The sequence below is a fragment of the Dactylosporangium siamense genome, assembly GCF_016862795.1.
Lineage (GTDB): Bacteria > Actinomycetota > Actinomycetes > Mycobacteriales > Micromonosporaceae > Dactylosporangium > Dactylosporangium siamense.
In genome coordinates this window covers 25754-47410 of sequence record NZ_BONQ01000104.1, presented here as the reverse complement: position 1 = coordinate 47410, position 21657 = coordinate 25754, and the positions used below count along the sequence as shown (strand labels likewise).

The following is a 21657-nucleotide window of genomic DNA, read 5'->3' as shown; positions in this document are numbered from 1 at the left end:
AGGTGCGGGCTCCCCGAAGGCGGGAGCGGGCTTCCCGGCGGCGGATGCGGACTCCGATGTCACGGCCGAACTGCTGCTCGTGCCGGCGCCGCCGCTCGACGACGACCGTCCACCGGCGACGGTCTACTACCCGGTGCCCGCCGTCGCCACGGTCCGGCTGCCCCTGCTGCGGCGGCCGCCGGTGCTGCTGACGATCCTCGTCGTGCTGCTGATCCTGGCCGCCGGCGCCGGTTTCCTCGGCGTGCGCAGCGGGTCGCCGGAGCGTCCCGCCGGTGCCACGGCGGTCTCCTCGACGGCCGTGGCGGCGGCCGGGGGGCCGCGGCCCGTGTTGCCGGCGCCGGGCATGGTGGGGTCCGGGTCGGCGGGCGCTGGTCGTACACCTGCCGCATCGGGACGCGCGAAGCTCTCGACCAGCCCGTCGGCGCCGGTCGGGTCGCCGTCGGTGGGAGGCGCCGCGCCGATCGTCCCGGCCGGTGACCGGCTCCGTGAGGTGCTGCCACTGCTGGTGCAGGTGCCGGGGTGTCCCGGGCAGACGTTCGGCGGCTCGTGCTACTCGGTGCAGCCGTTCACGCTGCCGCTGTCGGTGCTGGTCCCGGCGGGGTTCGACGAGGCGCGGCTGGCCGACAGTCTCCAGTGGACGGTGCGGGCGCAGACCGTGCTCGGGCCGGTGGAGTTCCGCGGCCGGGGCAACCACGCCAGGGTGACGGTGACCGACGGCGGGCAGGCGACCCCACCGACGGTCTGGACCATGCAGGCGGTCCTGACCGTCGGCGGGGAGACCCACCTGAGCAACGAGGTGACCCTGCGGGTCTACGCCACGACCGTCTGATGTGGACGGTCACGGGCGCCAGCCGATGGTGACGACGTGCGCCCAGTCCGGCGGCTGGTCCGGAACGTAGTCGTCGTCGTCCTCGTTCCAGGAGCGAGGGCGGGGGAAGAGGCCGACGACCGTGCGGCACGGCGGGCGGGCCGACGGCCACGGCGTCTGCCCGTCGGTCAGGACCACGACGACGTCGGGCCGGGGCGTGGTGCGCAGCGCCCGCTCGAACCCGGCGCGCAGATCCGTGCCGCCACCACCGATCAGCGGGATGCCCTCGGCCCGGCACAGTGGGTGCGCCACCCCGGCCGCAGCGTCGCACGACATCACCCGCACCAGGTCCCGCCGGCCGCCGACGGCCCGGCCGATCGCGGCGACCTCGAGCAACGCGCCGCCCAGCTCGGCGTCGCTCACCGACCCGGACGTGTCGATGATGACGCAGACCTGCGGCGGGCGGCGGCGCAGGCTCGGCAGCACCACCCCGGGCAGGCCCGCTGCGCGCCGCGCCGGCCGCCCGTACGTGTAGTCGTCCGCCCCGGCTGCGCTCGCCGCCGAACGGACGGCGGCGCCCAGCAGGTCCCGCCACGCCTGCGGCGGGTGGAACGCCTCCTCCGCCCAGCGCCGCCACCCTTTCGGGACGTCGCCGGGGCGGGCGTTGATGCCCTGGGCGACCCGGAAACGGACCGCGTCCAGCTCGTGGCCGCTCAACCCGTGGGCGCCGTCCTCGCCGAGGTCCCAGGGCCGTTCGAGGCCGTCGGCGCCGCTGCCGCAGTCCAGCCAGACCATGCCGGACGTGCGCGGGCCGAGGTGGAACTGGCGCAGGTAGTCCTCCATCAGCAGCCCCTCGTCCAGCCCGAGGTCCCGGGCGGAGATCGCACCCTCGGGGCGGGCCAGGCCGTCGCCGTACACGTCGTCGTTGATCTCGAAGTCGGCGGCGATGTTCATCCGCAGCCGCTCCCCCGGTCCGGTCAGGTCGCGGTCCAGCGCCACCCGGTCGCCGCGGCCGTGGTGGTCGCGCAGCAGGTGCGAGACCTCGTGGACCCACACACCGGCGAGTTCCTCGACCGGGGTCCGCGCCACGAACACCGGCGACGCGTAGCACCGCCAGTGCCGGTCGACGGCCATCGTCGGCACCCGCCGCGACTCCACGACGTGCAGTGCGAACAGTGCGGTCGCGAGGTACGGGCGGGCCCGGGCGGCCTGCAGCCGGGCCGCGAACAGCTTGTCGAAGTCGAGCCCCGGCGCGACCGTCTCCAGCGCGGGCGTCTCCGCGCCGGCCGCTTCCGACCCGGCCGCTTCCGACGCCGCCGCTTCGGGTGCCACGAACAGCTTGTCGAGGTCCGGCCCCGGCGCGGCCGTCTTCGCTGCCATCAGCCGGTCACCGCCGCAGCGACCCTGGCCGACGCCCGGTCGGCGCGCTGGGACAGCGCCACCGCGCCTGCCAGCCGTTCGATCAGGTCCGGCACATCCCAGTCGACGCGGCGCAGCGCCGCCAGGGTGCTCGCGGGGACCACCACGAGGTCCGGCGCACCGGTGTCCAGCGCGCGGGCCAGGATCGCCCAGGCCGCGTCCCACCGGGCCTTCTCCGGGCGCTTGCGGACCGCCTCCACGACCCCGTCCAGGACCGCCTGGCGCAGGTCCCCGCGGTCGGGCAGGCTCGCCGCCGCCGGGTCCGCGAGGAGCGTCTCCGGGTCCGGCAGGTCCATCCGGTCCAGGCTCGCCAGCAGTTCCAGGCCCGGCCCGTCGCCGACCGTGCCGCGCACCAGCATGGACAGCACGTCGCGGGAGGTGCCGGCGGCGGTGGCGAACGCGGTCAGCCGCAGCGCCATGTCCCAGCTGCGCGGCGACGGCCACGGACCGCCCCGGCGCGCCTCGCTGCCCGGCAGCTGGTGCACCAGCCGGGGCCGGGCGGCCAGCAGCCCGCACACGGCCCGGCGGGCGAACGCGACCGCCGCGCCCAGCCGCTGCGGGTCCAGCCGCGGCAGCGAGGCGCGGGGCCAGGTCCCGCCGAGGCCACGGACCACCACGTCGTGGTCGTGCGCCCACTGGAGGTGCACGAACCGGTTGGCGAGCGGCGCGCTGAGCTCCCAGCCGTCCGCCGCGGACGACCGGGGGTTCGCGGCCGCCACGATCCGCACGCCCGGCGGCAGCCGCAGCGCGCCGACCCGCCGTTCCAGGACCAGCCGCAGCAGCGCCGCCTGGACCGCCGGCGGCGCGGTGGACAACTCGTCGAGGAACAGCAGGCCGCGACCGGCGCGGACCAGGCGCACGGCCCAGTCCGGCGGGGCCATCGGCACGCCCTGCACCGCCGGGTCGTCGCCGACGACGGGCAGCCCGGAGAAGTCCGACGGCTCGTGGACGCTGGCGATGACGGTGGTGAGCGGCAGGTCGAGCGCCTCGGCGAGCTGGGTCAGGGCGGCGGTCTTGCCGATGCCGGGCTCGCCCCACAGCAGGACCGGCAGGTCGGCGGCGACCGCGAGGGTCAGCGCCTCCAGTTGCGCGTCGGCGCGCGGTTCGGTGTCGGTGTCGTGCAGCAGGGCGAGGAGGTCGGCGGCGACGTCGAGCTGGTCGGCGAACGTGGGCATGAGGCATCACCTTTGAAAAGTCGAAGCGAGAGGAGTCGAAGCGAAGGGAGACGTCAGCGGGAGGACGCGCGGTGCCGGCGCGACCGGGAGCCGCGGTGGCCGTCGTGGTATTTCGGTCGTGGACCGCCGGCCAGCCCGGCGCGGTAGAGCCCGTGCGCGACCTGGCGCTGCGCCGCGGTCTCCAGCTCGTCGCGCAGCGCGCCGTGGCGCAGTAACGCGTCCGGGCCGAGCAGCGCCTCCACGACGGCGAGGGCACCGGCGGCGTCGCCGTGGTCGAGGAGGGCCCGCACGTCGGGAAGGCACTCCGGCCAGCGGTGTGCCTCGTCGATCGCCTGCAGGCACGGCAGCGGGGTGCCGCCGAGCGCCGTGAGCAGCTCCTCGCGGCGGACCTCGGCCGGGTCGTGGTCCAGCGCGACGAGCACGCCGCCCACCAGGCCGATGCGGTGCCGGTCGCCCCGGCACGCGACCACCCGCGGCGCACCCGGCTCGCCCGGCTGCGGCGCACCCGGCCGGACCGGGTCCAGCCGTGCCACGTCCGGAGGTGTCGCTCCTGTCGGTGGCGTTTCCGGAGGTGCCGCGCCTGTCGGTGGCGTTTCCGGAGGTGCCGCGCCTGTCGGTGGCGTTTCCGGTACCAACGCCGCAGCGACAAGGGGATGCAGCCGGTCCACGCCGAGCAGCCCGCCGCGGAGCAGCTCCACGTCCGGCAGCACCCACGTCGCCGCGTCCGGCAGCACCGGCCCGCGCACCGGCGCGCCGCTGACGACGCCGTCAGGGTCGACGGCCACCCGACGGCGGGCACCGAGCCGCACGGTCACCGGGCCCGCGGGCAGCCCGTCGGCGTGCAGCAGGAGCGCGGCCTCCGCGGCCCACCGGTCCACGGCATACCCGGGTCCCGGCGGCGCGCCGGACAGCGTGCCACCACGACCGGCCCTGGCCCGCAGTTCGCCGGACCGGCGCGCGTCCCAGAGGTGCCGGTGCAGATCGAGCCGGAACCGCTGATCGGGATGGGGATGCGGATGCGGGACGCCACCCCGCACCGAACCGTCCCAGAGCGACAGGCTGATCCTCTGGCCGGCATCCGCCCAGGCCGGCGGCGTCCGGGCGACGAGGTGCACGCCATCGGGGTCGTAGCGGGCCAGGGACACCGTCAGGCCGGGCCGCAGCAGCCCGTCCGGTGCGATCCGCGGCCAGTGCCAGCGCAGCAGGTCCGGCGCCAGGTGCCGCAGGTCGGCGCGGATCCGTGCGGACAGGTCCGCGCCGCGGGTCCGGGCCACGGCCCGCAGGTCGAGATCGACGTCGACCCGTGCCGCGGCGCACGCCCCGGCCCAGTCACCGGCGTGCCGGCGGGCGGTCGCTGACTCGATCATGGAGGGCGGCACGGCGAACTCGCGCACGCGCAGCCAGAAGGTGTGGCGGGATTCCCCATTCGCGTCGTGAGAGTGCATCAGCACTCACTTCGAGCGGATGGGACCCCCAATCTGTGACATGAGGTAGTCATCGGCGGGAGCATAGCACCATCGGCGGGGCGCGGAAGGTGGTCGCGGGGTCGGTCGCCGCCGGCCCCGCGACCGTCGCCGCTACCGGCGGCGGGGCGAGCCGGCCAGGTAACCGTGCGGGTACGGCGCCGGCTGGTCGCCGGCCGCGGTGAGGCGGGCCAGCTGTTTGTCGTCCAGCAGCCACCCGGAGGCGCCGAGGTTCTCCTCCAGCTGCGCGGTCGTGCGGGCCCCAACGATCGGCGCGACCACGCCCGGCTGCTGCAGCAGCCACCGCAGCGCCACCTGGGACGGGGTGCGGCCGGCTTCCTCGGCGACCGCAAGGACCTCGTCGGTGACCGACCAGGTGCGCTCGTCGACGCTGCGCTCCCAGTCGCCGAGCCACGGCTGCTTGTCGCCGTCCCAGCGGGTGCCCTGCGGCGCCGACGCCATGCCACGCCGGTACTTGCCGGTGAGCCACCCGCCGCGCAGCGGCGCCCATGGGATGACGCCGACGCCTTCGTTGCGGCACACCGGCAGCAGCTCGTGCTCCACGTCCCGATCGAGCAGGTTGTACAGCGGCTGCAAGGCCACGAACGGCTCCCACCCACGGTGCCGGGCCACGTCCAGAGACTTCTGCAGCTGCCAGGCGGCGTAGTTGCTCACCCCGAGGTGCCGCACCGCTCCCGACCGCACCAGACCGTCCAATGTGGACAGTGTCTCCTCGATCGGGGTCGCCTCGTCGAAGGCGTGGATCTGGTACAGGTCGATGGAGTCGGTGCCGAGCCGCCGCAGGCTCGCCCGCACCGACGCGAGGATGTGCTTGCGACCGGCGCCGTGGTCGTTGGGCCCGTCACCGGTCGCCCAGAAGACCTTCGTCGCGAGGACCAGGTCGTCGCGGGACCGCCCGGCCAGCCACCGCCCGATGATCTCCTCGGAGGCGCCGCCCACGTACACGTCCGCCGTGTCGATGAAGTTGCCGCCGGCCTCGACGAACCGGTCCAGCAGCCGGTGCGACGCCGGCTCGTCCGCGTCGTTGCCGAATGTCATCGTGCCCAGGCACAGCTCGCTGACCCGCAGTCCACTGCCGCCGACGTACCGATATTCCATACCCAATCCATATCCGGCCCGTCCACCCCCCGCCAACCAGGCCGGTCGATTAGCATTCGGCGATGGACGAGCTGCTGCGCGCCGCCGGCCTGGCGGACGCGCCGACGCGCTGGCACGAGGTCGACGGTGAGCGGTTCCCCGTCGTGCGGCTCTCCGGCTCGGCCGAACCGGTCCGGCAACGCGTCCGTGCCCTGTCGACGGCGCACTATCCGGTGCTGATGGTCGACATGATGCACCTGGACCGGGACTTCTTCCGCGTCGACGGCCAGCTGAGCACCCCCGCCGACGTGCTGCGCCGGGCGGAGACCGCCGACCTGGACGCCTATCTGGCCCGGTGGCCGGCGGGGCAGGAGGAGCTCGGCACCGGCGAGGAGGGCTATTTCCTCGACGCCTACGACGTGACCGCGTACGGCGCGCCGCAGTTCCTGGCGATCCTGCCCCGGCCTGAGCCGTGGGCCGCGTTCGCCTACGTCGACGCGTACGGCGGGCTCGCCCTCCCACCGGAGCTCATGGTCGTGGCGGCCCGCCGGTGGCACGAGCGGCACGGCGCCGAACCGACGGTGATCGGGCTCGCCACCGGGTTCACGGTGGCCCACCCGCCGGCCCTGCTGGTGGACGCCGAACGGCTCGCCGCCGAGCACGTCTGCCTGGCCGGGCTGACCGCGGGGACGACCATCCGCGCGTACGCGAAGGCCCTGACCGAACTGGACCACTGGACGCTCTACAGCCGCCCCTGAAGAAACCCCTTCACTGAGACCAGCGCCGGGTGGTCGGCGGCGACCCGCGGCGCGAGGATCCGGTGCGCCTCCGCCGCGAGGGCCCGGGCGTGCCCGCGGTCGGCGGCCAGCGCGGCCAGGTTGTTGAGCGTCAGCGCAACCTCGGGATGTTCGGATCCGAAGGTGCGGCGCTTGCCGTCCAGGACGCGGCGGTACAGCGCCTCGGCGCCCACCGGGTCACCGGAGCCGGCCAGGACGGCGGCCAGGTTGTGCTGGTTGGTGAGCACCTCCACGTGATCCGGTCCGTGCCGGTCGGTGAAGTACGCGATCGCCCGGCGCAGCAACGGCTCCGCCTCCGCGTGGTTGCCCCGGGCCAGCAGCAGCGCCGCGAGGTGCGCCTCGTCGGCGACCACCGCCGGGTGGTCCGCCGGGAACGCGGCGCGGTGCAGGGCGAGGGAACGGCGCGCGTACGCCTCACCCTCGGCCAGGTCGCCGCGGCTGTGCGCGAGCCCGGCCAGGTTGTGCCACACCGGCGCGAGCACCGGATCGTCGGGCCCGTACGCCGCCTCCAGCACGGCCCGCACCGTGGCGTACCGGTCCCGCGCGTCGTCGAGCCGGCCGGCGAACTTGTACAGCACCCCGAGCTCGTTGTGCAGCGGCACCATCTCCAGGTCCGTGCGATGCGGTGCGGCCTCGTCGCAGGCGCCGCGGAACACCGCCTCGGCCTCGGCGTAGCGGCCCTGCCGGCGCAGGTTGCCGCCGAGGCCGACGGCCGCCTGGACGCGCAGCCGCAGCAGCACGTCCGGCTGCGACGGCAACGCGCCCATGATGCCGGCGGCCCGCCGGTGCTGGGCCTCGGCCGACCGGTGCTCGCCGAGCTCGTCCAGTGCGCTGCCCAACAGGGTCAGCACGTTGGCCACGTCGGGACTGCCGGCACCGGCGTGCGCCTCGAGCACCTCGAGCGCACGCCGGCACAGGTCGACGACCCGCGGGTAGCGGTGACCGTCCCAGGCCGCCAGGGCCAGGTCGTGCAGGGCGACCGCCGCGCCGACGGGATCCACGGTCTGCTCCGCCACCCGGGTCATCGGTCAGACCAGCCGGACGACGGCCTGGCTGTGGTTCCAGGTCAGCCCGCGCAGCGACCCCACGGCCTGGCTGTGGTTCTGGGTCAGGCCCCGCACCGCGGTGACGGCCTGGCTGTGGTTGGTGGCGAGGCCGTCGGCCCGCACCTGGGTGCGGACGGTCGGGGCGGTGGTCGAGCGGTCCATCGAAGGTCTCCTTGATGTCGATTCGTGAGGCCCGCCGGGTGCTTCCCGACCGGGCTCCATGAGCGTGCCCGGCGCGGCTTGGCCCGAACTTGCGACGGACTTGGAGCCCGGCGCCAAGCGTCCGGCAAGAGGCCGGACCCACACTCCACCGACACCACCCGACGGTCAGGAGCGGACGATGCCCAACACCCGGCTACCGGCGGCGCTGCGGCTGCTGCTGTTCGGCGACGTCGTGTCGGCGGCCGGGATCGGGCTGACCCAGCCGTACCTGCTGATCCTGCTGCACTCGGCGAAGGGCGTCCCCCTCGCCACCGCCACCGCCATGACGTCGCTGCTCGCGCTGGCGAGCTTTCCCGGCAACTGGCTCAGCGGCGTCCTCGCCGACCGGTACCACGGCCACCGCGTCATGACCGGCGGTCTCGTCACGACCGGGTGCGGGCTGGTCCTCGTCGCCACCGGCGAGCACCCGCTGCTGCTCGGGTGCGCCGTCGCCGCGGTCGGGTTCGGCTGGTCGGTGACGCTGCCCGCGTATGCGACCCTCATCGCCGGCCTGGTCCCCGAGGCGGCCCAGGGGCGGGCGTTCACGCTGCAGTTCGCCCTGTTCAACGCGGGCATGGGCGCCGGCTCCGCGGCCGGCGTCCTGGTCGACCTCACCGCGCTGTGGTGGGTCGCCGCCGTCACGTGCGTGGTGGCGATCGGTGCGGTGCGGTGGTCGTACACCAGAACGCCGCCTGCGCCGCCACGCGCTTCGGTGCCTTCCGCGGGTGGCTACCGGTCGTTGCTGGCCGACCGTGCCCTGCTGCGGGTGCTGCTGGTCGCGTTGCTGGCGTCCGCCGCCGGCTACGGCGTCTACAACGCGGGGCTGCCGCTGCTCGCCGTGACCGGCGCCGACCCGCGCGCCATGTCGTGGGCGAGCGTCGCCAACTGCCTCACCATCGTCGCCGGCCTCCCCCTGGCGCTGCGCGTCGGTGCCCGCCTGCGCCCACCGCACCTGATCGCCGCGGCCGCCGCGGTGTGGTCGGTCGCCTGGCTGCTGTGCCTGGCCCTCGGTCGAGTTGATCTGGGCGCCCGGGTGACCCTGCCGCTCGCGGCCGTGCTCATGGGCGCCGGGGAGCTGCTCCTGGCGGGTGCGCTCCCGGCGACGGTCAACGCCCTCGCCCCTCCGGAGCTGCGCGGACGGTACAACGCCGCCCTGACCCTCGCGATGACGTCGGGCATGTGGGCCGGCCCACTGCTCGCGGCGGCTGCCACGGCGCTCGGCCGGGTCTCGCTGCTGTTCGCCGTGGCGGTCGCGGTGTTGCTCGTCGTCATCGCGCTGGTACGCCGCCCGACGCCGATCCCCCAACCCGTGTCCTGACCGGGCGACGACGTGTCGGTCAACTGCGCCTGACTCCTCCCGCCCCCCACCGGCCAGGCGAGCCCACCCCCGGGCCTGCCTGGCCGGCTGACTGTGTCCGCCCCAAGCAACCGGTGACCGGACGCCCCCGATGACGTTCCCCCGGTCACCGCCGTCGCGGCAGTTTGCCCAGGTCCGCGAACGGGGCGCCAGGGTGCGGCACAAACTCGGGACGCTGGGATGCCATCCTCGTGCTGACCTGCGGGGATGTGCTGCCGCTGGGACGGTCGGTAGGATGCTGCCCCCGGCCCCCTGTGGAGAGAAGACGGCGATGCCGCACCACCCCGGCGACCTTGCCGCCGTGCTGACCGAGCTCAAGGACCGCAGCGGCCTCAGCCATGCGGTCATCGGGCAGAAGGTCAACCTGAGCAAGTCGGCGGTGCACCGGTTCATCGCCGGGCGCGCCGTGCCGCACGACTTCGGCACGGTGGAGCGGATCGCCCGGGCGTGCGGCGCGGACCGGGCCGAGCTCGACCGGCTGTACCCGCTCTGGACGGCCGCCCTCAAGCAGGCACCGGCCGAAGCACCGGAAGCCGCCGAACCTGGCGAATCGCCAGAACAGCGCGAAGCGCCAGAATCAGGCGAACCAACGAAAAACGGCGAAGCCGCAGCGCCGGCGCTGGTCGTACCGGCGAAAACCGGCAAATGGCGGACCGCTGTGCTCGCCGGGCTCGCCGCCGTGCTCCTGGTGGCCGGGACGGCCGTGGTCACGCGGATGATCGACAAGTCCGGCCCGGCACCCGAGCAGAAGGCGACCACGGCCGCGCCGCCGCCGCAGTGGATCAGCGGGCCGACCTGGACGATGCCCGCACAGCCGGTGCCGGCGGAATACTTCGGCGTGACGATCAACAGCGCGACGGGGCACATGCCGGGGTTCACGACCGGGGCGGTGCGGCTGTGGGACAGCGAGACGACCTGGTCGCTGATCCAGCCGGCCCGGGACCGGTTCGACTGGACGGTCCTCGACCGGCTCGTCGACGGCGCCCGCAGCCACGACCTGCCGGTGCTGTTCGTGGTGGGCGGCACGCCCGCGTGGGCGGCGCCGGACGGCAAGCTGTCGGTCTACCCGGACGGCGCGCGGTCGGCCCCGCCGGACGACCTGGCGGTGTGGGACGCGTTCATCGGCGCGCTCGTCGACCGGTACAAAGGCCGCATCTCCGCCTATGAGCTGTGGGTGTTCGCCAACGATCCGAGGATGTACTCCGGCTCGATGGAGACGCTGGTGGAGATGACCCGGCGGGCCAACGCCGTCATCCGCGCCGCCGACCCGAAGGCGGTCGTGGTGTGCCCCGGGATGGGCAACCTGTGGACCGCCGAGGGGCAGCAGGTGCTGCGGCGGTTCGCCGAGCTCGGCGGGTATCAGTACTGCCACGCCGCCGGCATCAAGCTGCACCAGCGCTCGGCGGAGGACCCGCCGGAGATGATGCTGGAGCTCACCGCGCTGATCGGCCGGCTCTTCCAGGAGATCGGCGTGCACCCGCCGCTGTGGAACACCGGCACGACCTACGAGATCCCGCTGCAGGGGCACCTGGAGGGCGACCGGGCCCGGGACTACGCGGTGCGGTTCTACCTGGTCGGGCTGCTGGCCAGGGCGACCGGCCTGCAACGGATGTACTTCTACAACTGGGGCGGCACGAAGATCCCGATCGTGCTGCAGCCGGACCAGGGCGACCCGACGGAGGCGGCCCTGGCGGTGCAGCAGTTGCAGCGGTGGGTGGCCGGCGCGCAGATCACCGGCTGCGGGACCGGTCAGGCGGTGGGGCTGCCGCAGTACGTGTGGCAGTGCGAGTTCGTCGTGTCGACCCCGGAGGGCAACCGCCGGGCCCTGATCCGCTGGACCCACGCGGGGCCGATCACGCTGCGGGCCGAGGCCGGCGCGGAGTCGGTGCTGCGGCTGGACGGCACCACGGAGCAGGTCAGCGCGGGCGCCGAGATCACGCTCACCGGGTCGCCGGTGCTGATCCGCTACCGCCTGTGAGCGGGCTTCAGCCGTTGCGGTGGTGCTTCTTCACGAACGTGTAGCCGGGTGGGAGCTCGGCGTCGTCGAGCTCCTCCTGCTCGACGGTCCGCTGGTGCAGCGACAGCTGCCGCTCCGACGGCTGGGCGCCGGGCGGGAGCTTGCGCAGGAAGCCGTTGACCCAGTGCTCGCGGCGGTCGGAGCCCTCCCCGGCGGGCTCGTCCGGGTGCGGGCCGGGTTCGACCAGCGGGGCGTAGAGCAGCATCTCCGCCGCCTCCTCGCCGTCGACACCCGGGTAGGACGGGTGCCCGGTCGGGTCGACGCTGCCGACGACGCGGGTGACGTGACCCTCGCGGAGCAGCTGCGCGACGGCGTTGCGGAGCAGGAACGCGCCGCGGTCGCCCCGGCCGAGCCGGCTGCGCTTGAGCAGGTCCGCCTCGGCGAACACGGCGCTGCCGTCGTCGAAGACGCGACCCAGGTGCCGCACCGTGTGCAGCACCTTCGACCAGTTCGCCTGGCCCGGGGCGTATTCGCGGGTGACGACCTTCGGGTCGTACTCGTGGAAGTAGGCGGCCCCGTCGACCCGCAACGGCTCGACGAGGGGCGCGGTGCGCACCACGACCTCGTCCTTCGCGGGCCGCCACGCGATGGTGAGCAGCACGCCGGGGCGCAGGTCCGCCGGCCATTCGACGCCGTGGAACTGCCACTCGACGTCCTGGCGCAGCGCGGCCTCAAACACGTGCCGCTCGGCGGTGACGCCCTGGACCCGGTGTTCCAGCGCGACGGGGACGGTCCCACGGTGCCGCAGCACCTCGACGCACTCCTCCGGCACCGGGCAGAGACCACCGGCGAGGTCCGCCCGTCGCAGCGCCAGTCGTCGGCTCACCTTCCCCATGATTCACCTCCGCGTCCTGGGCCTACACCCCGGGTCGGATCAGGCCGGATTCATACGCGTGGACAACGGCCTGCACGCGATCGCGCAGGTCGAGCTTGGCCAGCACGCGGCTGACGTGGGTCTTGACGGTGCCCTCGGTCAGGTGGAGGCGGGCGGCGATCTCGAGGTTGGACAGGCCGCGGGCGATGAGCGACAGCACCTCGCGCTCGCGGTCGGTGAGGGTGTCGAGGGCCGTGGGCGCCGGGGCCGGGCCGGTGCCGATGTGCCGCTCCAGGAGGCGGCGCGTCACGCTGGGCGCCACCACCGCGTCGCCGCGGGCAACCACGCGCACGGCGGAGAGCAGGTCGCCGGCGAGGGTGTCCTTGAGCAGGAACCCGCTGGCCCCGGCGCGCAGCGCGGCGTAGACATACTCGTCGAGGTCGAAGGTCGTCAGGACCATCACGCGGGTCTGGAGGCCGGCGGCGCAGATGCGGCGGGTCGCCTCGACGCCGTCGACACCGGGCATCCGGATGTCCATCAGCACCACGTCCGGGCGCAGGTCGAGGGCCATCGCCGCAGCCCGCGCGCCGTCGCCGGCCTCGCCGACGACCTGCATGTCGTCGGTGTTCTCCAGGATCATGCGGAAGCCGGTGCGCACCAGCGCCTGGTCGTCGGCGACGAGCACCCGGATCACCCGCCCCACCCCGCGACGGGCAGGGTCGCGCGGACCGTGAAGCCGCCGCCCGGCCCGGGCGCCGCGGTGAGCCGTCCGCCGAGCAGCTGGACCCGCTCGCGCATGCCCCGCAGCCCGTTGCCGCCGACGTCGTGGCCGGTCGGGCCGGGACCGTCGTCGCTGACCTCGATGCCGACCTCGGCGCCGCCGTAGGAGAGGACCACCGTGGCGGTGGCGCCGGTCGCCGCGTGCCGCATGGTGTTGGTCAACGCCTCCTGCACGATGCGGTACGCCGACAGGTCGGTCGACGACGGCAGCGGCGCCGGCTCGCCCTCGACGCGCAGCCGCACCGGCGTGCCCGCCGTGCGCACCTGGGCCAGCAGGGCCGGCAGCTGGGCCAGCCCCGGCTGCGGGTGCCACGCGTCGTCCACCTCGCCCACCGCGGCCAGGACCCGGCGCATGTCGGCGATGCAGTCGCGGCCGGTCCTGACAATCGCGTCCAGCGCCGCGCGGGTGTCCGCGGGTCGCCGGTCCAGCGCGGCGGCGCCGCCCTGCGCCTGGATCACGATCACGGACAGGCCGTGGGCGACGACGTCGTGCATCTCCCGGCTGATCCGGCCGCGTTCGGCCGCCACCGCGAGCGCCGCCTGCTGGTCCCGCTCCCGTTCCAGATCCTGGGCCCGGGCGTGCAGCTGGTCGAGATACGCCCGGCGGCTGCGCGCGGCCGAGCCGACCGCCCAGGACGCGACGAGCGCGGAGGCGATCACGGACACGCCGCCCCACGGGTTCGACCCGCCTCCGGCCCTCCTGTCCGGCCCGGCGCCCGGCTCCGGCAGGTGGCTGACGTGGAAGTCCAGCGTCGGCAGCCCGGGCACCGGCCGGCCGTTGACCGCGTGATAGCCGCTCCAGCCCGTGACGAGCAGCAGCAGGCCGGCCAGTCCGGCGGCCGAGACGGCCCGGGGGTGGCGGGCGGCGACGGTGTACAGCAGGACCAGCACAGCCAGGTCCACCACCATCGGCGGGACCGCCTGCCCCACATGGACCGCCGCCGCCAGGGCAGCGACGCCCAGCATCGGCAGCGACCAGCAGCGCCGCAGCGAGACGGCCAGCAGGGCGAGCGCCGTGGCGATCCACCACAGCACGACCGCGCCGGGGCCGACCGCGGCCACCATCTGCTGTGGATTGTTCACCACGACACAGGCCGCCAGCATCCCGCCGGCGAGTGCCGAGTCCTGCCCCAGCTGCCTCATGATTGTTCGAGGGTACGGGCCGGACCGCGGCCGGCACGTCCCTCGCACGACAGATCCGCGGGCGCCGCGGATACCTCCTGCGACAGATGCGGGTAGCGCGCCGCGCGCCGGAGGGTGGGCCCATGACACAACGTGCATCCCTGACCGGCCGCCCGGTGAGCCGGCGCGCCACGCTCGGCCTGCTGGGCGCCGCGCCCCTCGCCGCCAGTGGGGCGCTGGCCGCCTCGCCCGCCGGCGCAGCGCCGGCCGCCTCGCCGGCCGGTCCGCCGGCCGACCTGCGTCCCGGCGGTGCCTTCGACCGGTTCGTCGCGCAGCTGGCGGCCGAGGACGCCTTCTCCGGAACCGTCCTGCTGCTGCACCGGGGACGCCGGGTCCTGGCCCGGTCCTACGGCATGGCGAACCAGGAGCGGTCCATCGCCAACGGGCCGGACACCGCCTTCGCGCTCGGCTCGATCACCAAGCTCTTCACCGCCGTCGCCGTCGCCCAGCTCGTCCAGCGGGGCACGGTGTCGTTCCACGGCACGCTCGGCACGTACCTCGACGGGTTCCCGACCGGGATCGCCGGGACGGTCACCGTCCACCACCTGCTCACCCACACCTCCGGGATGGGCGACTACCTGCAGAGCCCCGGGTTCTGGGCGCAGGCGGCCACGTGGGGAAGCGTGCAGCAGGCGTGGGACGGCACCATGGCGTTCGTGCGCGCGGGTGCGCTGAGCTTCCCGCCCGGCGCCGGTCACGCCTACAGCAACTCCGCCTATCAGGTCCTCGGCGCGATCGTCGCGAAAGTCTCCGGCCGGTCCTACTACGACTACGTCCGCGAGCACATCTTCCGGCCGGCCGGCATGACCGGCTCGGACTTCTTCACCGCACCGCAGTGGCGCGACGACCGGCGCATCGCCCGCCCGTACAGCTCACAGCAGTCCGCGGCCCGCGTCGACGCGCTCGACCGGCACATCTTCGTCGGCTCGCCGGCCGGGAACTCCTTCTCCACCGCCGGGGACCTGGCCCGCTTCACCGCGGCCCTGCTCGGCGACCAGCTGCTCAGCCCCGTGTACACCCGGCTGGTGCTCGGCCCGAAGGTGCCGATCTCACCGCCGCCGCCCCCGCCGGGCCTGCCGCCGCAGGTCGCCTTCGAGACCTACGCGCCGCTCGCCGTCCTCACCGGCGGCAAGTGGGCGGTCGGGCACAACGGCGGCGCCCCCGGCGTCTCCACCGACCTGGCGTGGTACCCCGACTCCGACTGGGTGACGGTGCTGCTGAGCAACTACGACCTCGGGATGCGCAGCGCCGTCGCGCCGGTCAAAGCGCTCGCGCAGAAACTCATCATCCGGCCGTAGCGACGGCGGGTAGTGTGCCCAGTCGATGGGGATGAACTTCACGATGGTGGCGGTCGCCGGCGGGCTCGACACCCGCTCGGCGGCGCGCTCGCCGAACGGTTGACCACATGACGTGGCGGCTGCCGTTCTTCGAGGCCCTCGACGGCGCCGAGCGGATCCTCATCGCCGGTGCCGGCGGCGGATTCGACGTGTACGCCGGGCTGCCGCTCGCCCTGTCGCTGCGGGACGAGGGCCGCACGGTCCACCTGGCGAACCTGTCCATCGTCAACCTGTACGAGCTGGCCAGGGACGACTGGCTGGAGCCCGGCATCGCGGCCGTGACCCCGGACACCGCCGGCTTCAGCGACTACTTCCCGGAGCGGACCCTTGCCCGGTGGCTGGCCTCCACAAGGTGGTCCGACGGCGGTGGCCACCTGCACCAGTTGCCGCCGACCGTCTACGCGTTCCCGCGCACCGGGGTCCGGCCGCTGCGGTCCGCGTACCGCCGGCTGGCGAAACGGCTCCGGCTCGACGCGATCGTCCTGGTCGACGGCGGCACCGACATCCTGATGCGCGGCGACGAGGCGGCCCTGGGCACCCCGGTCGAGGACGCGACCAGCCTCGCCGCCGTCAACGCCACGCCGGTGCCGACGAAGCTGGTCGCCGCGATCGGCTTCGGCGTCGACGCGTACCACGGCGTCAACCACGTCCAGGTCCTGGAGAACATCGCCGCGCTCGACCGGGCCGGCGCGTACCTCGGCGCGTTCACGGTCCCGTCCCACGGCCGGGAGGCGGCGCTCTACCGCGACGCCGTCGCCCACGCCCGGGCCGCCACGCCGAAGCGGGCCAGCATCGTCAACGGGCAGATCGCCGCGGCCCTCACCGGCGCCGTCGGCGACGTCCCCGTCAACGGCCGCACCTTCACGGAACCCCTGTTCGTCAACCCGCTGATGGCGATGTACTTCACGTTCGAGCTCGCCGGCCTGGCGGCGCAGTCGCTGTATCTGGACCGCATCCGCGGCACCGACGACATGCTGCAGGTCAGCCACCTCATCGAACGCTTCCGCGACGAGATCACCCCGCGACCCCGGATGCCCTTCCCGCATTGAAGTCCGGGCCGTGCTCGCGCGCCCACGCGGCGAACGTCCGGGCGGGTGCGCCGATGACGTCGTGCAGCGTTCCGGGTTCGGACCGGTGGACCGCCGCGGAGTCGGTGGCCGGGCCGGAGCCAGCCGCCGGGCCGGAGTAGGCCTGCAGTCCGCTGAGAAACTCGGCGGAGGCCGCCGCGAAGCCGCCCTGCGCCAGATACAGGTCGCGGGCCTCGGTCGGGGTCACCACCTCCAGCCGGATGTCCTGCCCGACGGCGTCGGCGATCGTCCGCACCTGATCGCGCCGGCTGAGCAGTTCGGGCCCGTTCAGCGTGTACGCCTTGCCCTGGTGCCCGTCCTCCAGGAGCGCGACTGCGGCGACGTCGGCGATGTCCCGTTCGTGGACGGGTCGCCCGGCACGGTCCGGGAACGGCTCACGCACCACGCGTTCGGCGCGGATCGAGGGGCCCCAGAGCCACAGGTTGTTCAGCATGAACTCGCCGGGCCGGACATGGGTCCACTCCAGGCCGGACGCCTGCACCGCCTGCTCCACGGGGAGGTGGAAGTCTGTGTCGTGCCCGGTGGTCACCGCCCCCGAGGAGAGCGTCACGATCCGCCGGACGCCCGCGCGCTCCGCCAGCCGGACGACGTCGGACGCCGTCGCGGGAGCCGGGAACAGATACATCCGATCCACCTGCCGCAGCGCCGGCCGCAGGGTTTCCGGCTCCGCCAGGTCTCCCCGGACCACCTCTACGCCGCCGGGCAGCGCGGCGCCCGGGCGGCGGCTGACCACCCGCACGATGGCACCGGCCCGGACGAGCCGCTCGACCACAAGTCTTCCGACGTTCCCGGTTCCACCGGTCACCAAGATGCGCATCGTTCCTGCCTAGCCCTCCGGCCGGGCCCAGGCAAACGCGAACAGCATGTTCACATGGTGCCGCCCACCTGCGGAAATACCGATTCCGGGGTGGGATCGGCGGAGAAGAAATTCAGCCGGACCACGCGGCGTCGCGGCTAGAACTCCACCGCCCGCAGGGGTGGGGTGTAGTCGGGCAGGTCGATGGCGCCGGCCTTGGCGAACTGCCCCGCGAGGAGCTGCCGCATCGGCCAGCGCAGCATCATCCGCATCGACAGCGACCGGAGCCGGATCATCGTCGCGCTCCGCGGCGCGTACCCGCGCATGCCGCCCGGCGGCAGCTGCGTGCCCGCGGCCACATAGGCCGCCAGCCGGTCCTGGTAGGCGTCGCACGCGGCCGCGACGTCGGCGGTCCCGGCCAGTTCGCCGGCGAGCACGTACGCGCCCACGAGCGCCATGCTGGTGCCCAGGCCCGCGAGCGGCGAACCGCAGTAGCCGGCGTCGCCGAGCAGCACGACCCGTCCCCGGGTCCAGCGCTCCACCCGCACCTGGCACAGGGCGTCGAAGACGAAGTCGGTGGCCGCCGGCATCGCCTCGAGCAGCGCTGGCACCCGCCAGCCGACCCCGGCGAAGCGCTCGGTCAGCAGCCGCCGCTGCTCGTGCGCCGGGCGCCGTTCGACGCCGGGCTCGGCGCAGGTGAAGCCCAGGTACGCCTTCGCGGTGCCACCGCGCTCCGGGCGGATGCCGGCGGTCACGCCGCCGGGCGCGTTGTGCATCAGCACCCAGTGCTCCAGGTCGCCGGGGTCCGGGACGCTGAAGTAGGCGATGTAGCCGCCGAGCGGCCGCACGTAGGACTCCTCCGGGCCGAACGCGAGCCCGCGCACCCCCGAGCGCACGCCGTCCGCGCCGACCACGAGGTCGAAGTGTTCCGTGCCGCCGCCGGCGAAGTCGACGGCGACGCCGCCCTGCGACGGTTGCCGCAGTGCCGTGATCCGGTCGCCGAACCGGTATTCGACGTCGTCGCGGGTCGCCTCGTGCAGGATCGCGGCCAGGTCGCCGCGCGGCAGCTCGATCTCGGCGATGAAGCCTTCACCGCCGAACGCGTCGGCCGGCATCTCGGACGTCCGCCGGCCCTGGGCGTCGACCGTGGCGATGCCGCGCTCGTCGACGCGGGCCGCCCGCACCGCCGGCATCAGGCCCATCCGGTCGACGACGGCGCGGGCGGCGCCGCGGATGTCGACGGCCTGCCCGCCGGGGCGCGGGGCCGGGGAGCGTTCCACGACGGTCGCGGCGATCCCGTGCCGGTGCAGCCAGAACGCCAGCGCCGGCCCCGCGATCCCAGCGCCGGAAATGAGCACCCGCATGTCGTCTCCCCCGATCGTTGTGTACTGCGTACGAAGCACCATCAGCAGGCTATCCACGCCCTGGAAATGCTGGCAATCGTTACTAGTACACCTGGGTAGAACGCCAGGTCGGGCGGTCTGGTGTACTAGTACCGTGACCGACCCCGAACCGCCCTACCGCCAGGTCGCCGCGGACATCCGCCGGCGCATCGAGACCGGGGACCTCGCGCCCGGTGACCTGGTGCCGTCCGCCCGGCAGATCACCCGCCAGTGGGGCGTCGCGATCGCCACCGCGACCAAGGCCCTGGCGGTCCTGCGGCGCGACGGCCTCACGACGGTCCGGCCGGGCATCGGCACCGTCGTCACCGGCGCCGGACCCGTTGCCCGCCGCCGGAGCGGGCCGGAGCGCCGGGACGTCGCCGAGCTGACCCGGGCCCGGATCGTGGCCACCGCGATCGGCATCGCCGACACCGAGGGCATCGCGGAGGTGTCGATGCGCCGGATCGCCGCCGAGCTCGGGGTGGCGACCATGTCGCTGTACAGCCACGTGCCGAGCAAGGACGACCTCACCCTGTTCATGATCGACTTCGCGGTCGGCACGATGCCGCTGCCGGTCCCGCCGCCACCGGGCTGGCGGAACCGGCTCGAGCTGGCCGCGCGGCTGCTGTGGCGGGTGTGCCGGCGGCATCCGTGGCTCGCGCCGACGATGTCGCTGACCCGCCCCCAGCCGGCGATGAACGGGCTCAGGTTCACCGAGTGGGTCCTGGCCGCCCTCGACGGCACGCCGCTGTCGATGTCCGACCGGCTCCACGTGCACCTGCTGCTGTTCAGCTACGTGCGCGGCCTCGCCACGGGTCTCGAGGCCGAGGCGGACGCCCAGCGGGAGACCGGGATCACCGGCAACGAGTGGATGGACCGCGGCTTCGGCGGCGCGGAGCTGCCGCCCGACGTGCCGTTCTTCGAGCAGCTGGTCGAGCTCGACAACTTCGACCTGGACCTGGACCGGCTGTTCGGGTTCGGCCTGGACCGCCTCCTCGACGGCCTGGCCGTCTACCTCGACACCCGGACCGCCACCGCCGGGTAGGACGCCGGCGGGGGCAATGCCGGCCGCGCCGGAACATGCCGCCGAGCCCGGCGGCCGCGATCACCAGCGGCCACGACCGCAGCCCGATCGCCAGGGCGATCGCGACGACGCCGCCCCGGGTGTCCGTCCCTAATTGCGGGCACGCACCAGCGGCAGGTACACCTCATCGACGATGTCGACGAGCACGTCGTCGGGCGCGGTGGGCACCCCACGGGTGACGAACTCGTTGCGCAGCAGGACGACCGCGACGGTGGCGACGCGGGGGTGCAGCGCCGCCGGGCCGGCCTCGCCGCGGGCGACGGCGCGGCCGAGGACGGTCAGCCACATCGCGGTCATCGCGTCGGTGGACTGCCCGGGCAGCTGCGCCAGCAGGTGCTGCGCTCCCCCGGCGGCGGTCAGCAGCTCGCGCAGGATCGCGCCGAGCGGCGAGCTCCAGTGCCGGTTCGCCCGGCGCAGCAGCTCCAGGGCGTCCTCGCGCAGCGCCCCGGTGTCGGGCGGCTCGATCGTGGTGGCGAGCTGCCGGTACGCGGCGACGCCGAGCGCCAGCCGGTCGGGCCAGCGGCGGTAGATGGCGTTCTTGTTGGTGCCCGCCCGCTTGGCGACCCGGTCCATGGTCAGGCCCGCGTAACCGTTTTCGGTGAGCTCGCCGGCGGCGGCGTCGAGGATCGCGGCCTCCAGGGTCGCGCCCCGCCGCCGGGTCTGTGTCGTCGGGCCGTCCGGCATCTCGTCCTCCATTCCTCCCCAGCATCGACTTGACCGCGGCCCTACGTCAAAATACGGTACGTCAAGTACCCAATTTTGCAGGAAGGCAGACGCGTGCGAGGCAACGGCATCACCTACGACACCGGTTTCGTCCGGTACGGCGTGAACTCGCGCCGCCGGTTCGACCCTGACCTGGTCGGGCGGGAGTTGCAGATCATCCGCGACGACCTGCGCTGCACCGCGGTCCGCGTGACCGGCGGCGACCCGGACCGGATCGACCTCGCCGCGTCGCTCGCCGTCGCGCTGGGCCTAGAGGTGTGGTACTCGCCGTACCCACTGGAGATGACGCCGGAGGCGACGCTGGCGCTCTTCGCCGATTGCGCGGAACGGGCGGAGCGGCTCCGGCACCGCGGCGGCGACATCGTTTTCGTGACCGGCGCCGAGCTCAGCATCATGAACCAGGGCTTCCTGCCCGGCGACACCCTCGAACAGCGGCTCGCGGTGCTGACCCGGCCCGACCGGCTCCGCGAGATCATCGGCGAGGTCGGCACCCGCGTCAACGACTTCCTCGCGCGCGCCGTGACCACGGTCCGGGAACGGTTCGGCGGCCGGATCACCTACGCCTCCGTGCCCATCGACCGGGTCGACTGGACCCCGTTCGACATCGTTTCCATGGACGTCTACCGTTCCGCCGCGATCGCCGACAACTTCGCCGGGATGGTCGCCCAGGGCATGCGCGACCCGGCGCTGCAGGGCAAGCCGGTCGCCATCACCGAGTTCGGCGCCGCCACCTACCGCGGCGCCGGCGACCGCGGCGCGCACGGCCTCGACATCGTCGAGCACGACGAACACGGCCCGGTCCGGCTCGACGGCGACCACGTGCGCGACGAGGCCGGCCAGGCCGCCTACATCCGCGAGCTGCTGGAGGTCTTCGACGCGGCGGGCGTCGACACCGCCTTCGTGTTCCTGTTCGCGCTGTACGACCACCCGCACCGCCCCGACGCCCCCGCGCGCGACGACCTGGACCTCGCCAGCTACGGCATCGTCAAGGTGTACGAGGACCGGCACGGCACCACGTACCCCGACATGCCCTGGGAACCGAAGGCCGCCTTCGCCGCCATCGCCGGCTACTACGGCCGGTAGCCTTCCG

General features: G+C 74.2%; 19 protein-coding genes and 1 pseudogene. 8 read left to right on the top strand and 12 right to left on the bottom strand.

What is annotated here, in order from left to right; translation table 11 throughout:
• Positions 1–829: pseudogene (locus Dsi01nite_RS32595) on the top strand (hypothetical protein); the annotation flags it as partial.
• A 9-nt stretch (positions 830–838) separates the two neighbouring features.
• On the opposite strand, the gene Dsi01nite_RS32590 reads toward Dsi01nite_RS32595, so the two are convergent.
• The 4 genes from Dsi01nite_RS32590 to Dsi01nite_RS32575 form a co-directional block, all read right to left on the bottom strand.
• Positions 839–2188: a vWA domain-containing protein gene (locus tag Dsi01nite_RS32590; protein ID WP_203850157.1), complete on the bottom strand. Its 1350-nt coding sequence runs from the start codon at positions 2186–2188 to the stop codon at positions 839–841.
• Positions 2188–3402, bottom strand: coding sequence for an AAA family ATPase (locus Dsi01nite_RS32585; RefSeq protein ID WP_203850156.1), 1215 nt, complete (start codon positions 3400–3402; stop codon positions 2188–2190). Before Dsi01nite_RS32585 ends, Dsi01nite_RS32590 begins: the two co-directional genes overlap by 1 nt.
• A gap of 53 nt (positions 3403–3455) precedes the next feature.
• The gene (locus Dsi01nite_RS32580) at positions 3456–4847 is read right to left on the bottom strand and encodes an amino acid adenylation domain-containing protein (RefSeq protein ID WP_203850155.1); all 1392 of its coding nucleotides are present in this window, start codon (positions 4845–4847) and stop codon (positions 3456–3458) included.
• Positions 4848–4979: 132 nt separating this feature from the next.
• Positions 4980–5984, bottom strand: coding sequence for an aldo/keto reductase (locus Dsi01nite_RS32575; protein WP_203850154.1), 1005 nt, complete (start codon positions 5982–5984; stop codon positions 4980–4982).
• A 62-nt stretch (positions 5985–6046) separates the two neighbouring features.
• On the opposite strand from Dsi01nite_RS32575, the gene Dsi01nite_RS32570 reads away from it, so the two are divergent.
• Complete coding sequence (locus Dsi01nite_RS32570) at positions 6047–6721, top strand: DUF4253 domain-containing protein (RefSeq protein WP_203850153.1); 675 nt, start codon at positions 6047–6049, stop codon at positions 6719–6721.
• On the opposite strand, the gene Dsi01nite_RS32565 is transcribed toward Dsi01nite_RS32570, so the two are convergent.
• Both Dsi01nite_RS32565 and Dsi01nite_RS32560 read right to left on the bottom strand, forming a co-directional pair.
• Positions 6706–7785, bottom strand: a complete 1080-nt coding sequence (locus Dsi01nite_RS32565) for a tetratricopeptide repeat protein (protein ID WP_203850152.1) — start codon at positions 7783–7785, stop codon at positions 6706–6708. The genes Dsi01nite_RS32570 and Dsi01nite_RS32565 overlap by 16 nt on opposite strands.
• Before the next feature lie 3 nt (positions 7786–7788).
• The gene (locus Dsi01nite_RS32560; protein WP_203850151.1) at positions 7789–7968 is read right to left on the bottom strand and encodes a hypothetical protein; all 180 of its coding nucleotides are present in this window, start codon (positions 7966–7968) and stop codon (positions 7789–7791) included.
• A 178-nt stretch (positions 7969–8146) separates the two neighbouring features.
• On the opposite strand from Dsi01nite_RS32560, the gene Dsi01nite_RS32555 reads away from it, so the two are divergent.
• Positions 8147–9325: an MFS transporter gene (locus Dsi01nite_RS32555; RefSeq protein ID WP_203850150.1), complete on the top strand. Its 1179-nt coding sequence runs from the start codon at positions 8147–8149 to the stop codon at positions 9323–9325.
• 310 nt (positions 9326–9635) lie between these two features.
• A complete protein-coding gene (locus Dsi01nite_RS32550) occupies positions 9636–11342 on the top strand; it encodes a helix-turn-helix domain-containing protein (RefSeq protein ID WP_203850149.1) in 1707 nt (568 codons plus the stop codon).
• 7 nt (positions 11343–11349) lie between these two features.
• On the opposite strand, the gene Dsi01nite_RS32545 is transcribed toward Dsi01nite_RS32550, so the two are convergent.
• The 3 genes from Dsi01nite_RS32545 to Dsi01nite_RS32535 are packed head-to-tail and all read right to left on the bottom strand — an operon-like array spanning position 11350 to position 14118.
• A complete protein-coding gene (locus Dsi01nite_RS32545; RefSeq protein ID WP_203850148.1) occupies positions 11350–12216 on the bottom strand; it encodes a hypothetical protein in 867 nt (288 codons plus the stop codon).
• A 22-nt stretch (positions 12217–12238) separates the two neighbouring features.
• Complete coding sequence (locus Dsi01nite_RS32540) at positions 12239–12889, bottom strand: response regulator (protein WP_275423434.1); 651 nt, start codon at positions 12887–12889, stop codon at positions 12239–12241.
• The gene (locus Dsi01nite_RS32535; protein WP_203850147.1) at positions 12886–14118 is read right to left on the bottom strand and encodes a sensor histidine kinase; all 1233 of its coding nucleotides are present in this window, start codon (positions 14116–14118) and stop codon (positions 12886–12888) included. The genes Dsi01nite_RS32540 and Dsi01nite_RS32535 overlap by 4 nt, the downstream gene beginning before the upstream one ends.
• A gap of 122 nt (positions 14119–14240) precedes the next feature.
• Here Dsi01nite_RS32535 and Dsi01nite_RS32530 point away from each other — a divergent pair, with 122 nt between their 5' ends.
• Both Dsi01nite_RS32530 and Dsi01nite_RS32525 read left to right on the top strand, forming a co-directional pair.
• On the top strand, positions 14241–15455 hold the full coding sequence (locus Dsi01nite_RS32530) for a serine hydrolase domain-containing protein (RefSeq protein WP_203850146.1): 1215 nt from the start codon (positions 14241–14243) through the stop codon (positions 15453–15455).
• A 107-nt stretch (positions 15456–15562) separates the two neighbouring features.
• Positions 15563–16543, top strand: coding sequence for a DUF1152 domain-containing protein (locus tag Dsi01nite_RS32525; protein WP_203850145.1), 981 nt, complete (start codon positions 15563–15565; stop codon positions 16541–16543).
• Here Dsi01nite_RS32525 and Dsi01nite_RS32520 read toward each other — a convergent pair.
• Together Dsi01nite_RS32520 and Dsi01nite_RS32515 are read right to left on the bottom strand one after the other, a co-directional pair.
• Positions 16509–17399, bottom strand: a complete 891-nt coding sequence (locus Dsi01nite_RS32520; RefSeq protein WP_203850144.1) for an SDR family oxidoreductase — start codon at positions 17397–17399, stop codon at positions 16509–16511. The genes Dsi01nite_RS32525 and Dsi01nite_RS32520 overlap by 35 nt on opposite strands.
• A 137-nt stretch (positions 17400–17536) precedes the next feature.
• The gene (locus Dsi01nite_RS32515; RefSeq protein ID WP_203850143.1) at positions 17537–18742 is read right to left on the bottom strand and encodes an FAD-dependent monooxygenase; all 1206 of its coding nucleotides are present in this window, start codon (positions 18740–18742) and stop codon (positions 17537–17539) included.
• A 133-nt stretch (positions 18743–18875) separates the two neighbouring features.
• Here Dsi01nite_RS32515 and Dsi01nite_RS32510 point away from each other — a divergent pair, with 133 nt between their 5' ends.
• Positions 18876–19805 carry a TetR/AcrR family transcriptional regulator C-terminal domain-containing protein gene (locus Dsi01nite_RS32510; RefSeq protein ID WP_239136335.1) on the top strand — a complete coding sequence of 310 codons (930 nt, stop codon included), beginning with the start codon at positions 18876–18878 and terminating at the stop codon, positions 19803–19805.
• 129 nt (positions 19806–19934) lie between these two features.
• Here the strand turns inward: Dsi01nite_RS32510 and Dsi01nite_RS32505 are convergent, their stop codons facing one another.
• The gene (locus tag Dsi01nite_RS32505; protein WP_239136334.1) at positions 19935–20540 is read right to left on the bottom strand and encodes a TetR/AcrR family transcriptional regulator; all 606 of its coding nucleotides are present in this window, start codon (positions 20538–20540) and stop codon (positions 19935–19937) included.
• Positions 20541–20621: 81 nt separating this feature from the next.
• Between Dsi01nite_RS32505 and Dsi01nite_RS32500 the strand changes: the two genes are divergently transcribed.
• The gene (locus Dsi01nite_RS32500; protein WP_203850141.1) at positions 20622–21650 is read left to right on the top strand and encodes a glycoside hydrolase family 113 protein; all 1029 of its coding nucleotides are present in this window, start codon (positions 20622–20624) and stop codon (positions 21648–21650) included.
• The last annotated feature ends 7 nt before the right edge of the window (positions 21651–21657 follow it).

Bases quoted from the DNA above. Each gene is read 5' to 3' on its own strand.
- Dsi01nite_RS32590 (WP_203850157.1), bottom strand. From the start codon at position 2,188: ATGGCAGCGAAGACGGCCGCGCCGGGGCCGGACCTCGACAAGCTGTTC.
- Dsi01nite_RS32520 (WP_203850144.1), bottom strand. From the start codon at position 17,399: ATGCGCATCTTGGTGACCGGTGGAACCGGGAACGTCGGAAGACTTGTG.
- Dsi01nite_RS32555 (WP_203850150.1), top strand. From the start codon at position 8,147: ATGCCCAACACCCGGCTACCGGCGGCGCTGCGGCTGCTGCTGTTCGGC.
- Dsi01nite_RS32515 (WP_203850143.1), bottom strand. From the start codon at position 18,742: ATGCGGGTGCTCATTTCCGGCGCTGGGATCGCGGGGCCGGCGCTGGCG.
- Dsi01nite_RS32530 (WP_203850146.1), top strand. From the start codon at position 14,241: ATGACACAACGTGCATCCCTGACCGGCCGCCCGGTGAGCCGGCGCGCC.
- Dsi01nite_RS32560 (WP_203850151.1), bottom strand. From the start codon at position 7,968: ATGGACCGCTCGACCACCGCCCCGACCGTCCGCACCCAGGTGCGGGCC.
- Dsi01nite_RS32570 (WP_203850153.1), top strand. From the start codon at position 6,047: ATGGACGAGCTGCTGCGCGCCGCCGGCCTGGCGGACGCGCCGACGCGC.
- Dsi01nite_RS32585 (WP_203850156.1), bottom strand. From the start codon at position 3,402: ATGCCCACGTTCGCCGACCAGCTCGACGTCGCCGCCGACCTCCTCGCC.
- Dsi01nite_RS32575 (WP_203850154.1), bottom strand. From the start codon at position 5,984: ATGGAATATCGGTACGTCGGCGGCAGTGGACTGCGGGTCAGCGAGCTG.
- Dsi01nite_RS32565 (WP_203850152.1), bottom strand. From the start codon at position 7,785: ATGACCCGGGTGGCGGAGCAGACCGTGGATCCCGTCGGCGCGGCGGTC.
- Dsi01nite_RS32535 (WP_203850147.1), bottom strand. From the start codon at position 14,118: ATGAGGCAGCTGGGGCAGGACTCGGCACTCGCCGGCGGGATGCTGGCG.
- Dsi01nite_RS32545 (WP_203850148.1), bottom strand. From the start codon at position 12,216: ATGGGGAAGGTGAGCCGACGACTGGCGCTGCGACGGGCGGACCTCGCC.
- Dsi01nite_RS32525 (WP_203850145.1), top strand. From the start codon at position 15,563: ATGACGTGGCGGCTGCCGTTCTTCGAGGCCCTCGACGGCGCCGAGCGG.
- Dsi01nite_RS32550 (WP_203850149.1), top strand. From the start codon at position 9,636: ATGCCGCACCACCCCGGCGACCTTGCCGCCGTGCTGACCGAGCTCAAG.
- Dsi01nite_RS32505 (WP_239136334.1), bottom strand. From the start codon at position 20,540: ATGGAGGACGAGATGCCGGACGGCCCGACGACACAGACCCGGCGGCGG.
- Dsi01nite_RS32580 (WP_203850155.1), bottom strand. From the start codon at position 4,847: ATGCACTCTCACGACGCGAATGGGGAATCCCGCCACACCTTCTGGCTG.